General features: G+C 40.5%; 12 protein-coding genes. 4 read left to right on the top strand and 8 right to left on the bottom strand.

Annotated elements, in window-relative coordinates; genetic code table 11:
• Nucleotides 1-7: 7 nt before the first annotated feature.
• The gene (gene addA / locus KVT11_RS00930; protein ID WP_210552351.1) at nt 8-3,712 is read right to left on the bottom strand and encodes a helicase-exonuclease AddAB subunit AddA; all 3,705 of its coding nucleotides are present in this window, start codon (nt 3,710-3,712) and stop codon (nt 8-10) included.
• Complete coding sequence (gene addB / locus KVT11_RS00925) at nt 3,690-7,199, bottom strand: helicase-exonuclease AddAB subunit AddB (RefSeq protein WP_210552350.1); 3,510 nt, start codon at nt 7,197-7,199, stop codon at nt 3,690-3,692. Before addB ends, addA begins: the two co-directional genes overlap by 23 nt.
• Nucleotides 7,200-7,365: 166 nt before the next feature.
• On the opposite strand from addB, the gene KVT11_RS00920 reads away from it, so the two are divergent.
• Nucleotides 7,366-7,812, top strand: a complete 447-nt coding sequence (locus tag KVT11_RS00920) for a ferritin-like domain-containing protein (RefSeq protein WP_007499129.1) — start codon at nt 7,366-7,368, stop codon at nt 7,810-7,812.
• A 191-nt stretch (nt 7,813-8,003) separates the two neighbouring features.
• Here the strand turns inward: KVT11_RS00920 and KVT11_RS00915 are convergent, their stop codons facing one another.
• From KVT11_RS00915 to KVT11_RS00905, 3 genes are read right to left on the bottom strand one after another with little or no spacing between them, the layout of a single operon-like run.
• Nucleotides 8,004-8,414 carry a DoxX family protein gene (locus KVT11_RS00915; protein WP_008348626.1) on the bottom strand — a complete coding sequence of 137 codons (411 nt, stop codon included), beginning with the start codon at nt 8,412-8,414 and terminating at the stop codon, nt 8,004-8,006.
• 57 nt (nt 8,415-8,471) lie between these two features.
• Nucleotides 8,472-9,311 (bottom strand): M56 family metallopeptidase, encoded by an 840-nt coding sequence (locus KVT11_RS00910; RefSeq protein WP_017360221.1) that lies wholly within the window; start codon nt 9,309-9,311, stop codon nt 8,472-8,474.
• Nucleotides 9,304-9,726 carry a BlaI/MecI/CopY family transcriptional regulator gene (locus KVT11_RS00905; RefSeq protein WP_007499135.1) on the bottom strand — a complete coding sequence of 141 codons (423 nt, stop codon included), beginning with the start codon at nt 9,724-9,726 and terminating at the stop codon, nt 9,304-9,306. Before KVT11_RS00905 ends, KVT11_RS00910 begins: the two co-directional genes overlap by 8 nt.
• A gap of 276 nt (nt 9,727-10,002) precedes the next feature.
• On the opposite strand from KVT11_RS00905, the gene KVT11_RS00900 reads away from it, so the two are divergent.
• Nucleotides 10,003-11,145, top strand: a complete 1,143-nt coding sequence (locus KVT11_RS00900; protein ID WP_007499137.1) for an AbrB family transcriptional regulator — start codon at nt 10,003-10,005, stop codon at nt 11,143-11,145.
• A gap of 239 nt (nt 11,146-11,384) precedes the next feature.
• Here KVT11_RS00900 and lepB read toward each other — a convergent pair whose 3' ends face one another.
• Both lepB and KVT11_RS00890 read right to left on the bottom strand, forming a co-directional pair.
• On the bottom strand, nt 11,385-11,897 hold the full coding sequence (gene lepB, locus KVT11_RS00895; RefSeq protein WP_129548219.1) for a signal peptidase I: 513 nt from the start codon (nt 11,895-11,897) through the stop codon (nt 11,385-11,387).
• On the bottom strand, nt 11,897-12,514 hold the full coding sequence (locus tag KVT11_RS00890; protein WP_017366969.1) for a TVP38/TMEM64 family protein: 618 nt from the start codon (nt 12,512-12,514) through the stop codon (nt 11,897-11,899). Before KVT11_RS00890 ends, lepB begins: the two co-directional genes overlap by 1 nt.
• Nucleotides 12,515-12,673: 159 nt before the next feature.
• Between KVT11_RS00890 and KVT11_RS00885 the strand changes: the two genes are divergently transcribed.
• Together KVT11_RS00885 and KVT11_RS00880 are read left to right on the top strand one after the other, a co-directional pair.
• Nucleotides 12,674-13,036 carry a YhjD family protein gene (locus KVT11_RS00885; RefSeq protein ID WP_017360224.1) on the top strand — a complete coding sequence of 121 codons (363 nt, stop codon included), beginning with the start codon at nt 12,674-12,676 and terminating at the stop codon, nt 13,034-13,036.
• An 85-nt stretch (nt 13,037-13,121) separates the two neighbouring features.
• On the top strand, nt 13,122-13,556 hold the full coding sequence (locus KVT11_RS00880; protein ID WP_017360225.1) for a hypothetical protein: 435 nt from the start codon (nt 13,122-13,124) through the stop codon (nt 13,554-13,556).
• Between the two features lie 34 nt (nt 13,557-13,590).
• Here KVT11_RS00880 and KVT11_RS00875 read toward each other — a convergent pair whose 3' ends face one another.
• Complete coding sequence (locus tag KVT11_RS00875; protein ID WP_017360226.1) at nt 13,591-14,547, bottom strand: LCP family protein; 957 nt, start codon at nt 14,545-14,547, stop codon at nt 13,591-13,593.
• Between the last annotated feature and the right edge of the window lie 18 nt (nt 14,548-14,565).

The raw sequence follows: 14,565 nt of genomic DNA, 5'->3' as shown, positions 1-14,565 counted from the left end.
ATTCCACCTATAAAGAAATTTCTAGATTTCCATCAAAGAAATAAAGGATTTTCTCCTCTAATGTTCTGTTTGTTAAACGCTCTACCGCTGCTGTATACAACGATATTTGCGTTTCATAGCGTTTTTTTAACATCGCTTCAGCTTCCTCTAAGCCACCTGAGAATCTGCCAGTCACTCGATCTGTTTTATAATCAAGTAAATAGAGCTTGCCATCTGCTTCAAATAAACAATCAATCATTCCTTGAATGAGCACAGGTTCACCTTCTGCATCAATATGGCTGTATACCTCTTTAACCGGTAAAACCATACTAAACGATACTTCTCGTTTCACCCAGTCCGCTTTCCGCAGTTTTTGACCAATAGCAGTAGAAAAGAAGGCCACAATTCCTTCTCGATTGATGGACTGGATTTGTTCATCTGTTAGTAAGTCTTTCTCTTTTAAAGAATGGAGCAGCTCTTCTACACGAGATTCATCATATGGTTCATTTGAAGGAAGAGGGATATGCTGCATGACTGTATGCATGGCCGTCCCTTGTTCTGCGGCTGTGAGTGTTTTTTTCTTCATAAAAGCCGGTCGTTCGTACAATGTCGCACGAGCTTTTCGAACGGAAGAAGGCACACTGTATTCATCCTGTATTTCTTTCATTCTTTTGATCTCAGAAACTGACTGCTTTGTCCCTACTTGGGAGGCCGCTAAATATGGATATCGCCATGAAAGCCTTTCTTTTACTTCCTCCTCGTAATCGCCATATCCTTCAACAGGCACCCCTTCCATTAATGCTTGTACCACTTCGTCTTGTTTTTGTTTTTCAAGTAACATGTCTTCTTTTAGAAGATCGGACGCTTGATGAAAGGTGATAGAAAATGATGATGGATGAGAGAGAACGACTTCTCTCGATTCTTCTAAAAGAGATGACATCGCTTGATGACGGATAAGAGCAGGGCCAATAAAATCTAAGTATGTTCTCGCTTGATAACGTTCAAAATCAGGGAGGAGCCAGTCGTCTCCGTTTGCGGCATTTTGCCACTTGCTTAAAGCTTTCACTTGATTTTTGACAGAACCGACTAAAAATAATTTTTCTTTCGCCCTTGTGAGCGCCACATATAGAACCCTCAGTTCTTCAGATAATAGTTCTTTTCTCATCTTTTTTTTCATCGCGATCAGCGGTAATGTTGCATAACTAATTCTCAGCTCAGGATGAATATATTTGCTGCCAAAACCTAGTTCTTTATCGAGCAAGTAGGACTGATTTAGATCCATCATATTAAAGTTCCTGCCAAGTCCTGCAGTAAACACAACAGGGAATTCGAGTCCTTTACTGCTATGAATGGTCATCATGCGGACAACATCCTCTGTTTCACTGAACGTTTTTGCCGCTCCAAGATCATCTCCACGCTCTTGCATTCTTTCAATAAATCGAAGAAATCGAAACAGTCCTCTAAATGCAGCCTTTTCATACTGTTTCGCTCGATCATATAAAGCCCGAAGGTTTGCCTGTCTTTGCTTACCTCCTGGCATCCCGCCGACATAATCTAGATATTGTGTATCTCGGTACACTTCCCAAATCAGTTCTGCTACCGAATGCTGAATCGAAAAATCACGCCATTTGCGTAATTGAAGGAAGAAACGCTCCAGCTTTCTGCACGTCGGATGATCAGAGTGTGTCACACTCATAAATGCCTTCACAGCATCATAATAAGTGCCTTTTTTATCACTGGTTCTAATCAGTGCCATCTCATTTTCGTCTAAATAAACAATAGGTGACCTTAAAACAGCAGCGAGCGGAATATCTTGATATGGATTATCAATCACTTTTAACAAAGAAAGAATGACAGATACTTCTGTAGCTTCGAAATAACCTGAGGAAAGATTCGCATAAACAGGGATTCCCTGCTTCTTCAACTCTTCCATCATTTGCGGAGCCCACGGCATTGATCGAAGCAAGATCACAATGTCTCGATACTGCAAGTTGCGGGTCAGCTGCTGTTTTGCATCGTACACTTGAAAAGGCTGTTCTACCAATTCTTTTATTTTCTTTGCAATCACTCTCGCCTCAAATTGTACCGTCTCTAGCTCTTCTCGTTCTTCATCGCTTTCTGTGTCGTGCTGATCTAAATGAACAAGAAGCATTTCTGTCGTCGTGTCTTCGCTTTGCGGATAACTCGCTCCAAGCTTTAATTCAGCTTGTTCATCATATTCAATTTCTCCAACCGTTTCTCCCATCAGCTGTTTGAACAGAAAGTTGGTACTGTCTAAAACATCAGCCCGGCTACGGAAGTTTTTATTTAGATCAATTCTTTTACCTGTTTCATTGCTGTCTGCTTTAAATTGTTTATATTTATTTAAAAAGAGCATCGGCTCTGCAAGTCTAAAGCGATAAATGGACTGCTTCACATCACCAACCATAAAGCGGTTGCCTTCGGCAGGATGTTTTCCTTTAGACACGAGCTTTAAAATCGTTTCTTGGACAAGGTTTGTATCCTGGTATTCATCCACGAGTACTTCTTCAAATTGCTGTTGATAGTATTTAGCCGCTTCTGTTTCAATGAGATTTCCTTCTGCGTCCTGCTTCGCTAAAATGCGCAAACAATAATGTTCTAGATCAGAAAAGTCTACGATTGATTTTTCTTGTTTTGCTCTCTCGAAACGCTCTCCATATTGAATCACAAGCTCTACAAGTGTTTCTACAACTGGCTTCATTTCAGCCAAGCTTTTTAAATGCTGATCGGGACTGCGCATAAAGTATTCATCTTTTAGCTTTTCTAATTGTTTTTTGGCTTGATTGCGTGCATCTGTTGCTTTTTCTAACAGAGCCGGGTCATAGTCATCCCCTTTGCAAGTCTTTAACCTTTTAAAATTGATGTTTGGCAAAAGCTCATAAAGTGTTCCAAAATCATCTTGATGCCTTATTAATTCATTTACTTGCTCTAAATCATCTATAAAATTCTCTGCTCTCGGTGCTGGACCGCCCGGCTCTTTTGATAAAGTGAGCGCTTGTTCCAGCAGTTCCTGACAGCTTCTTAAAACGAGAGAAAGGTCCTCTTTGATATATGGATAAAAGGGTAACTCTTCTACCTTTGTCTGTGTATCCACATCATAAAGAGAAAGGAATGCCCGCATCCATTGTTCGGGCGCTGGATGTGACCTAGAAAACTCATAAATTCTTTTGACAAGCCATTGAAGATCTAAATCATGCCGATCAGATGTGTAACGATCAACGAGTTCAAAGAATGACGGCTTTCCAGCCTTATACTCATCCTCAAACAGTTCATCTAACACTTCATCTCCTAATAATTCTCCTTCTGTTTGATCAGCCAAACGAAAACCTGGATCAAGGTCAATCTCATAATAAAAGGTACGGAGAACTTGCAAACAAAAGGAGTGCAAGGTAGAAATATTGGCACGATTCATAAGTGACAGCTGTCTCCGCATATGAAGGGAACCAGGGTTTTTAGATAGTTCTTTTTCAAGTGCTTCAGTGATCCGGTGCTTCATTTCTGCTGCTGAAGCATTGGTAAAAGTCACTACGAGCAGCCTGTCCACATCAACTGGCTGCTCCGGCCGAGTCATTTTTCGAATGAGCCGTTCAACCAAGACCGCTGTTTTCCCTGACCCTGCCGCCGCAGCAACAAGAATATCTTGTCCTTCTGAAACGATGGCGTTCCATTGGTCATCTGTCCAAGTACTGTTATTCGGTTTTGGTATTTGCATACTGATCCCCTTCTTTTTTGATCCGGTCTAACATGACATCATCCTTCTCAGAGGTGAGCACCCTAAATTCATTATCTTCTATTGATTCATCAAATTGGCAAATAGACTTAAAGGAGCAAAAGCGGCAAGGGGTTTGATCCTTTAAGTTATATGGGTTTATTTCTACCTCACCGCTTGTAATTCTTTCTCCTGCCTCTTCAAAGGTTCGCCGAACGTGTTTTGTGAGAATGTGAAAATGATCTTCACTTAATACCGCAGAGTCAGATCGGAAAGAACCATCCTTTTTCAAACCAGCTTGGATGACTTGTGATCTTCCTGATTCGAGTGTTTGATCCATCAACTTCACTGCTTCCACATCTTCGAGCAATAGACCCTTCATTTTAAATTTCTTCAATATTTCCTGCTCAATTGCATCCTCTGCGAGCGGAATAGGCGCTTGAATCAGCGGGTCATGAATATGGAAGTATAAAATCCCTGCCGGTGTCGCTTCCATGCCAAGCCATTCTTTAGAATACGTAATGGTCAGGTCTAAATAAGTGAGCATTTGCAAGGCTAAACCGTAGTAAACTTCTGCTAGATCAAGCCCCTTCTCACTGGACTTATAGTCGACAATTCTTAATAGAAGTCCTTTTGATCCTTCTGCTTTATCCACTCGGTCAATCCTTCCAACAAGCTCCATCGTGCAGCCGTTTTTTAATTGAAAAGTAAACGGCGGCAGAGGTCCTTGACCTCCAAAACCTAACTCAAGTCCAACCGGAGAGAATCCGCTCACTTTTGCATGTTCGCTTAATATAGAAGACACCCTGATGAGGATTTTTTGGAGCTTTTCTTTGATATAAGCATGCCGATTAGAGCTTAATAAAATTTCTTTTTGCAGACGTGGAGCCAGCTGTTCGATTGCATGCCTTGAGTAGGTCACACAATCTTCCTTCGTTAAGTTTTTCCAATCCTTTTTTTGTTCAACAAGCGTATCTGAAATCAGTTTTAAAGCCGAGTGAAAGAGCTGACCGATATCAGGTGCTTCTAATTTGTAAAATTGTCGATCTTTTAGTTTTAACCCGTGGGAAGCAAAATGAGAAAATGCACATGCATTGAATTTCTCCATTCTTGAAACACTGCCCTGAATATGGTCACCGTAAAGTTCTTTTGTGACATTCGGATTTAAACGTGTCGCTCTATTTGTAAAGAACAAGCTGGACATGATTTTATTTGATACGTCGCGGTTGGACGAGGTCATCAAATGATTATATACACTCCACCATACGCCGCTGATCGGATATTGATTGAGCCATTGTTGCAGCTGCGAAACGGTATAGGATAACGAGACATGCTCGTTTGTTACAAATTTTAATTGCTCCTGATCATCCAACTGCTCTGGATCTAACACATAGAGGGCTTGCTGATGGTTTGGCATCAGTTCCTCACAATACTTGATGAGGGTCGAAGGCAAAAGAGACCGCCCTTCCGTATCTGAAGCTGAATAGGATACATACAGGTAGTGCGATGGACTGGACAGCGCTTGATAAATCAAAAATTGTTCATCCAGCAGCCGTTCCTTCCCTGTCTCTGCCAGCTCTGCTCCTGCACGTTTTAACCATTCCCGGTCGTCTTCAGACAATACACTTTCATCAGAGGGCCGTGCAGGTATAACTCCATCATTTACTCCAATGACAAACGTACACTTTACTTGATACATTCTGGATAAATCCATACTTCCGATAAACACTTGATCAAGTGAAGGGGGAATCAAAGCGAACTTGAGAGAGGACAGTCCTGTATCCATCATCTGTTGAAATAATGGAAATGAGAGCTCCTCCTCGCCCAGCATTTCAACAAATTCATCCATCAATTGAACGACAGCATCCCACACTTGCCCATGCTGCATCGCTTCAGCTAATCTGCCTGCTTCTTCTGCCTCAAGCCTTGCCTTTTCAAGCTTTTCTGGCACTTGGGCTTCCTCTAGAAAGACATACACTGCCTCCACCATGTCTCTTAGCTTTTGCGCTTTTTTCAATCTTTTTTGCAATTGAAAGAGTGGCGGAACAATCCATTCTTTTACATCATTCAGCATTTGCTCCATTTCTATTTCTTGATCGGTTTGTCCAAAATCTTCATCTAATGATTGAAAGCGGCGATAATGAAAGCGTGAACCATTCGTCCAGCGTTCACCTTTTACACCGTAAGCAATACAATAGTTTTCAAGCTGATCCGCCTGTTCTCTCGCTTTGTTTTTAGCGAGTTCAAGCGGAAATAAGAACTCCGTTTTCACACAGCGAAACACCGCCTCATACCGCCAGTTCCCTTTTATGACATCGAGGCTCGAGCGAATGAACTCAATGAGCGGATGATACTGCATCGATTCATTTCCATCAATAAAGAAAGGAATATCGTAATCTCGAAACACCTCTTTTAACGTATCTTTATAGTCGTCTACATGTCTTGCAACGATTGAGATATCTCGTAACCTAAGACCTTCCTCTCTTACTAAAGCAAGAATATCTCTCGCTACTCCCTCAATTTCAGCTCGTTTATTTGCACTTTTCGATACGGTAAGGTGAGGCGTTTCTTCTTGATACGGCTGCAAAGGTCTCTGTTCATATTGATTTTCTAAATAAGCTAGATCTGGGGTATGAAGATGCCGCTTATTTCTCTCCAAAATGTTCTCAGAAATAGCCGCTCCGCACTCTTTGGCCAACTGATAAAGCTGGGAATATGTCTTACCTGTCATGCGAAATAAATCAAGTTCATTTGGCTGCGTGTCATGATAGGAACGATCCACTGTGAATGCAGCTGTTATTTTTTCTGCATGTAGCAAAAGCTGTTCAATGACAAGAAGCTGCTGGGGGGTAAACTGATAAAAACCATCTATATAAATGTGTGCCCCTCTCAATTCTTCTGATAAAGGAATTTGCTGAGCCAGAAGTGTCAAGTAATCCTCTGAGTGCACATACTCATCTTGCAGATGCTGCTCCATCTGCTGATAAAGAACATGAAGATCATGCAATTTTTCCGCCGCACGTCTTTCTTCTGTATACTCTGAATGCATACTGGATGCCGAGATTTTTTCAATATCCTCCGGCATCATACAGTACCTTTTGAATTCAGCCATCGTCTTTTCTATTTGCTCAACAAATCCCGGTTTATCACTCGCCTTTTTGAATACCTTAAACTTGTCTTTCTGTTCTTCTATTACTTTTCTTAAGAGCATTTGAATTCCTGTGCTTGTGACAAATTGACGGTTCGCACCGCCAGTCTGCTGTAATATAGACCAGGCAAGCCGAGTAAAACTAAAGACTTTGGCCCTAATCATTCCACCAGCTTCAGACGTTTTTGCAAGCTCATATTCCATTAAAAATGTCATTTGATCCGGGACTAAAAAAATGATTGGCGGACCCAGCGGATCAAGCCGCAGTTGTTCTTTGATTTCTTCTAGAATTGCAGTCGTTTTTCCACTCCCCGATCTGCCTGCTAAAAACTGAATCTCCACGTTCCACAACACCTTTCTTATGTACTCATATTCTAGCGAAAATAAAGGTAAATAGCTATTTTCCTATCACCTTCCCTTTCTCCTCCGATTGAAAAGAAAATAGGCACCTTTCCCGACTCTTTTCATATCATAAACCATCATGATCTAAAAGGAGGCTGGCAATATCATGTATTACGGTTATTATGACTACTCGCCATATGACATGCGCCAAAACACAAGGATCATTGCAGACCTTGAAAAGGCCATCAATGGCGAATATTCTGCGATCCAATGCTATGAAAAACTTGCACAAAAAGCAAAAAATCCTGAAGCGAAAAAAATCATTCAAGAAATACGTCAGGATGAAGTCAGACATTATCAGCTATTTACAAAGCTATACTATTCTTTGACTGGTAAAAACCACAAACCAAGCATAACAGAGCCTTGTCCAGACCAATTTAGGGAAGGTCTCTTATTTGCCTTTAAAGACGAACAAAAAACAGTCGATTTTTACTTAACGGTATCAGACTATGTCCGTGATCAAGGAACAAAGGAATTAATGAAGCGTATTGCTCAAGATGAACAGCAGCATGCTGTCTGGTTTCTATATCTTTTAACGCACCATGTTTCTTAGTTACCCCTATTTTAATAGGAGATCGTATGTTCCGTCAAAAAATGAAATTGCTTTTTTGCTCATTCAATATGTGAAATAAAGGGCTGTCATCATCAAAACGCCTCTTCGCTTTTCCTTTTTTAATGATAAAACGACCTTTTGACCATAAAAAAACTCCTCTGCTACAAATTGCAGAAGGAGTTTTTTGTTATTTAATGAAATTTTGCTTCATTGCTTTGTTGCTGTTGTTTTAACAATCCATCAATCGAAAGCATCTTGCTGCCACTAAGTGTCAAGTAAAGCGCCATGACCATTAAAGAAAGTTCAAATTCATAACCGCCCACAAACCCTCTTGCAAAACCAACTGTGATAATGGCTACAGCCATAATTGGCACAAATAAAGCTGCGAAAAGACGTGTGCCTAAACCTAGAATCAGGGCAATTCCACCAACCAGTTCAATTGTTTTGACAATATAGGCCATAAATTCTGGGACACCAATTTGACCAAAAAATGCCGCAGTGCCTCCTAGTCCACCTTGATATGCTTGAAGCCCATGTAAAAAGAAAATAATGCCTAAGATGACGCGTACAAAAAGTGTTCCTATTTCTTGATTTGTTTTCATATAGTGATTTCCTCCCATTTTTACACTACATCATGTAATGTTCATTCGTAAAAAAAATTAGTAATTTAAGTTGAGCATAATCATTAAGACCAACATGAGGATGGTTGATGTCACAATTGGGATAAGTGGTACATTGAACGGTATGTTGTATGTTGGGTTTAAGATTTTTTGGATTCTTAAATTCAATGCTCGATCTCCAAAGGACACGGCAAATTTCGTTTGTTTTTGAAACTGGGTTCTATTTTTAATGAGTTTCAAAAGGGCTTGCCCTACTCCTAGCTCAGTCCCTGTCTGCTGAATGGCATAGTCATCTGCAATGACCTCACGAAAAACGGAGTAACTTTGTCTCATATGCTTTAACACAGGAATGTACCAAATCACTTTCGTGAGCATAGAGAAAGTGAAAGTCTTTAAAGGATCGTAGCTGTATTTGTGATGTAATTCGTGATAGACAACAGCATCGATTTCTCCTTCATCCAGCATGTCTATAAGCGCTGTTGAGAGATACACTTTTGGCCGAAGCATCCCCATTGCGAAAGCAAGCGGTTCATGGCAATGAAACACAATGATCTCATTTCTATACTTGTCTGATAGACTTTGCGTTGAATGTTGATCGACTGCCATCATCATATTTCTTTTGAAATGAAGATACTTTCTGACCTGCTTTGTCATATAGAAAACGGCAAAACCAAGCGTATACAAGACGAACGCATCCAGAAAATACTTTAAAGGAGTGAATCCATAAAATTCGAGAACAGATTGACATACATGGATCAGGTTATATGCTTGATTCCAGCCAAAAAAGCTTGAGAGTACATAATAGCCCATCTGGTAAAAGATCACTAAGCCAATCAATATACCGCCTAAAAACAGCAGACTCGACTTCATTTTAATCATGTCGTTTCTCCTCTTTTTTGGATGCAAGCCTTGCTTCGAGTACCTTCAGTAATTCAGGATCAGCACTTTCAATTGCGTCCACCATATGATTGACTGCAAGGGGGCCGAAATCATCCATCAGTCCTTGAGTAATCCATTTCGTTTGCTCATTTAGAAATTCTTCTTTTGTTAAAACAGGGTTATAGATAGATGAACGCCCTTTTGTTTTCTTTTCCACAATTCCTTTTTCGGTTAATCGATTGAGTACCGTCATGACCGTGTTGAAATTAATTGGCTTCTCATCTGACAGCTTCTGCTGTACCTCTTTAATCGGCATATCCTCACCTTGATAAAGGATCTCCATAATCCTTCCTTCTAAAGGACCGAAAAAGCGGTTCAATCCCTTTTCGTTATATTTAAAAGAAGGAATTTTCATGTCATCACCTCACACTAAGCATTGTAGTGTAATTGAAAATGATAGTCAACCGATAACAAAAATAGGGGAAAATCGTTGTATATTGTATTTGTTTTTGACAAAAATTATATGTCATTTATATCAAAAACAATCTTTTTTCTAACAGAGTTAACCATAAGATAATCTTATGAAAATACTAAAAAAATTCGTATTTTATTTATAGAGACTTTTGTATTATAGTGAAGATAACAACATTTCACTTACTGAACAAATATACAGGAAGAAGGTTTATACGTGATGAAGCAAGGAAACAGCCTTCGAACCGATCTCATTTTGATTGCGGTAAGCGGTTTAGGTGGATTCCTTTTGTCTCTAACAGGGATGTCTATCGGCTGGATGATTGGCACATTAATGACAGCTGCATTTATTGCCCTGCGCCGTCCCGCCCTGTTTCAGCGTAAAGGAAAGAATACCTTACGTATTCACAGCAGATGGCTACTCCTTGGTCAATTCATTCTCGGAATCGAACTAGGACAAAAAATGAACATGAAAGTCCTTCACATTTTCGCTGAAAATTGGCTTCCCGTGAGTTTCATGCTCGTCTTTTCTATTTTATTAGCCATGCTCTCCGGGTTTGTCTTATGGAAGCTGAGTAAAACAGATATGCTGACCAGCTTTGTCGGCACTGCCCCCGGCGGTCTTTCCGCTATGCCGGGCATCGCCCAAGAGGTTGGAGCAAATACAGCTGTAGTGAGTCTCGTACAAACGATACGTGTGTTAATGGTCGTACTGACCATTCCATTTACGGTATTTTATTTAAATACAAAAAGCCAATCAGATGTGGTAGTCGCCCAAGGCAGCGCCTTCTCATCAGGCGTTTTCACAATATCAAACATTTCTTGGACTGCTGCACTCATTTTAGGGGCATGGCTGATGTCACGCCTAGCCGTGCGTCTTCACTTTCCCGCCCCTTGGCTCATCGGCAGTATGTTAGGTGTGGCAGCTCTCCAAGTAGGGGCAGGCGCCTTGACAGGTCATGATTTGATTCCTTATTGGCCAGCCCAAGCGAACATTGCGTCACAGGTATTTCTAGGGGCAACCATCGGGTCAAAAATGAATAAACAAATGTTTGTCGGGTTAAAAAATACCTTGATTGTGGCCGTCGTCAGCTCAGCCGGATTGATTGCCGCGACCGTTCTCAGTTCAATTGCCATTGCAGAAATAACAGGTATTTCTGTCATTACGGCCATTCTTGCTTTTTCGCCTGGCGGTATTGCAGAAATGGCAACAACAGCTGTTACACTTCATGAGGATTCCACCTTTGTTGTGGCTGTACAAGTCGTTAGAATTATTTTGGTCATCGCCATGCTACCACCGTTTTTTCGTTTCTTACATCATGTCTGGGCAAAAAGACAGACTGATTATAAAGCCGCTAAATAGAAAGAGCCGCTTTGCATAAGCAGAGCGGCTTTCAGATTGTCTGACAACGGGCTAAAATGATGTTGATTTTAGCCCGTTGTCTTCTTTTCAGCGTGATAGAAAACCTTTGAAGTCTAGGAAGGTCGAGCACCAGAGCGGAGCGAATTTGACATTCGTGAGCACTGGAGAGCAGACATGACAACGAATGCGAGGGTTTGTCTACACGCTGAGCCGCTTTGCATAAGCAGAGCGGCTCTTTTTTATTCATCATGATTCCTTTTTACACCGACTACTTGATCCTTTGAGATCGTTCCAAAATGCCGGCTGTCAAAGCTATGTATTCGATTATCTCCGATCACGAAGTAATGATTGTCTTGTATGTTCTGACGACCGGTGATGGCTTTCAGCTGAAAATCACCTGTTAGGACGTTGCCCATTTTATGTTTTTTCTGCTCTTTTAAATACGGCTCTTTCCATTTTACACCATCAACAAACAGTTGATCATCTTCATATTTGATTGTTTCTCCTGGAAGCCCAATGACCCGTTTGATCAAGATTTGATTTTTAGGGCCATGAAATAACACATAGTCGAACCGGCTAATTTTCGTGAGTTTTGGCGAGAACTTGTTAATTAATAATTCTGTTCCATCTGTAAATGTCGGGTACATACTAACTCCTTCTACTTTGTACGTGACAAACATGAAATTCTTTACTTGGAACAACAAGACGATGCATGTAATAATCATGAACCATAGCAATGGCTTCTTTTTCATTAAGAGCCTCCTTTGTCCTCACGCTGACTCATCCGAATATTCAACCTATTTTCTACTCTCTTTCCAACATACCATAATAAAGCAATGACTAGAACCGCAAAAACACTTCTTAACGGATTCTTTACTAAAGCAGAAATGTCATAGCCGATAAAACTAATAATAAAGAGCATGACACACTTCCCTGATAAAGCAGCTAATGAGAACTGCCAGACGCTGATTCTTGATAGACCTGCTACGACATTAACGGCAGCAGAAGGTGTGAAAGGAAAGCAGAGTAAAATAAACAACGGACCAAATCCCCGCTTTTCAACCCAAAGCATTAGCTTTTGAATAGAAGGGTGTCTGCTAATAAAGTTCAGCATCCTCATCTGTCCAAATTTTCTGATCAGTAAAAAGACAAGGATAGACCCTGCACTTGCACCAATCCAGGTCAATAAAAAGCCTTCCCATAGCCCAAAAGCATTTGCATTGGCCACCGCAAATGCCACGAGAGGTAAAAACGGTAGAAATGCTTCTATTAAAGGGAGTAATATAGCCACAATGGGTCCAAAAGCCTTGTAGCTTTCAAAAAATGATGTGATATTTTCATGAGTAAATATAGAAAGAAATAATGGCAACTTGTTTGACTCCTTCAAGGTTTGTCTATCTTTCATTTTACATGGAAAACATAAAAATATACAAATGAATCCCTCTCAGCCCCCCCTTGAGATTTTTTAACTCATCCGATATAATAAATAAGAACAAATGTTCTATAAATAAAGAAAGCAGGCATGGACATGACGAGATTATCAAGCGTACAGCTTCAGATGATGGAACAGGCCATCTTTCTTCCAATGGTCATCTCCATCCTCAATCGTGATTTGACGTACCTTAAAAAACATCAAACATTCAAACTAAATGAACCATATATTCAGCTAGTCACCTCTTCATTAAAAGAAGCACAAAAAGCCCTTTATCAACTGAAACAACAGTTACGTAAAGAAAAAATGAACGTACAGCAAATTGAACACGATGAAGGATTTACGACATATTTATTTCTGATCAATGGCTATGAAGAAAAGCATAAATATTTTAATCCCCGTATACGTCATCGTGTAGAGGAAATGCTCACCCATTATTTTCTCCATTCAGGAAAATGATATGGTTATATTTTACATTTATAGAAGGAACTCTTCACTTTTTGGCGAATTGATTATTATACCAAAAATTAGGAGGTTCCAACTCATGTTCAAAAAAATAACAGCACTTACCTTAGCAGCAGGATTACTTGTGCCAAGCACAGTGTCAGCATTAGAACCACTGCAAACAGGAAAACAAGCCCCAGCAGCATCTGCACAAATAACAAGTGTAGCCTATACAACGGTTTCTATCGTTGGAAAACGAGTGAAGTTTGAAGTGAAAGCACTCGAAAATCCTTTTAACATGAATTACTATAATCGAATTGCTTGGACGAGTACGGACGAAGAGCCAAGTGTATTCAATGACAATATTCTATCGGTCATTGTCGCTAAAAAAACCGGACAGGCTTATCAAGTCTCTTCATACGAAGCGCTCACTTCGGTAAAGGACAAGATTGAATCAGGTCAAAAGGTGTATGGCTGGGCGCTTGCTTTAAATGGTGTGTGGTACCCAACGATGCCTGCAACCCTCTATTATTAAAAAAAGCCTGCCACAGTGGCAGGCTCTTTCTCCATTATGATAATTCGAGCTGTTTTCTCAGCTCTTGTCTCACTTCTTCTAATCCTGGTCCATCTAACTCAAAGTAATACACATTCGCAGGCTGGTAATCGTGCCCTTTTAACTGGATGGTATCCACTGATTTTAATGAACTCAGTAAAGGGAATAGACCGATCAACTGTTTCATGGATAAATTGGTGGAGACGTTATCTCCAAGTGTATCAATGATGTTGTCATAAGACGGTATGGACGAAATGGATTTGGATTTTTCAAAGATGGCTTGAAGTGCTTCCATTTGGCGCTTTCCGCGCATGAGATCACTATCTGCCTTTCTCGTTCTCACAAACGCTAATGCTTCTTCACCACTGAGCGTATGCGTGCCTGTTTCCACATGAACTTTTCCTTTTGAATCCTTTTCCATTTGTTTTGCAATACCTTCATCTTCAATCGTTACGTCAATTCCATTTAGCTCATCGACAATGTCTTGAAACGCCTTAAAGTTTCCTGCAATCACATAGTCTACCGGGATGTTTAACAAATTCTCTACCGTTTTGACTGATAAATCTGCACTCCCAAACGCATGGGCGTGAGCAATTTTATCATATCCTCTCCCCGGTATATCAACATAAGAATCACGAGGAATACTTAGGAGCTTGATCGTTTTGTCTGTTCGATTCACCGTCGCCAGTAAGACCGCATCACTTCTTGCTTCGTCTACCGTTTCACCTGGACGGCTGTCAATCCCTAAGAGCAGCACCGAAAAGCTATCCTTTCCTGGATCAAAAGCTTTCACACGCTTTTGCGAGGTCTCTCCTCTTTCTAAAGATACTTGCGCTTTATTCGACGCTTTTGAAATTTTATAGTATGCGTATCCTGTGACAGATACTGCCATGATCATGACAAATGCCATGATAAACAGCACGACTTTCACCCAAGGTCTTAGCCTTCTTTTTGATCTTGTTTTCTCCTTCATCCTTTCCGAACCCTCACT

Origin of the sequence: Bacillus sp. GbtcB10 (assembly GCF_019091365.1) — a bacterium.
GTDB classification, from domain to species: Bacteria; Bacillota; Bacilli; order Bacillales; family Bacillaceae; genus Bacillus; species Bacillus altitudinis.
The sequence above is the reverse complement of the archived record's forward strand: the minus strand, read 5'-3'. Positions and strand labels throughout refer to the sequence as shown.

What these genes read in the sequence shown, in the direction of transcription:
- KVT11_RS00875 (WP_017360226.1), bottom strand. Translation starts at nt 14,547, where the DNA reads ATGAAGGAGAAAACAAGATCAAAAAGAAGGCTAAGACCTTGGGTGAAA.
- KVT11_RS00885 (WP_017360224.1), top strand. Translation starts at nt 12,674, where the DNA reads ATGACGAGATTATCAAGCGTACAGCTTCAGATGATGGAACAGGCCATC.
- KVT11_RS00920 (WP_007499129.1), top strand. Translation starts at nt 7,366, where the DNA reads ATGTATTACGGTTATTATGACTACTCGCCATATGACATGCGCCAAAAC.
- KVT11_RS00900 (WP_007499137.1), top strand. Translation starts at nt 10,003, where the DNA reads ATGAAGCAAGGAAACAGCCTTCGAACCGATCTCATTTTGATTGCGGTA.
- addA (WP_210552351.1), bottom strand. Translation starts at nt 3,712, where the DNA reads ATGCAAATACCAAAACCGAATAACAGTACTTGGACAGATGACCAATGG.
- KVT11_RS00905 (WP_007499135.1), bottom strand. Translation starts at nt 9,726, where the DNA reads ATGAAAATTCCTTCTTTTAAATATAACGAAAAGGGATTGAACCGCTTT.
- KVT11_RS00915 (WP_008348626.1), bottom strand. Translation starts at nt 8,414, where the DNA reads ATGAAAACAAATCAAGAAATAGGAACACTTTTTGTACGCGTCATCTTA.
- KVT11_RS00880 (WP_017360225.1), top strand. Translation starts at nt 13,122, where the DNA reads ATGTTCAAAAAAATAACAGCACTTACCTTAGCAGCAGGATTACTTGTG.
- KVT11_RS00910 (WP_017360221.1), bottom strand. Translation starts at nt 9,311, where the DNA reads ATGATTAAAATGAAGTCGAGTCTGCTGTTTTTAGGCGGTATATTGATT.
- lepB (WP_129548219.1), bottom strand. Translation starts at nt 11,897, where the DNA reads ATGAAAAAGAAGCCATTGCTATGGTTCATGATTATTACATGCATCGTC.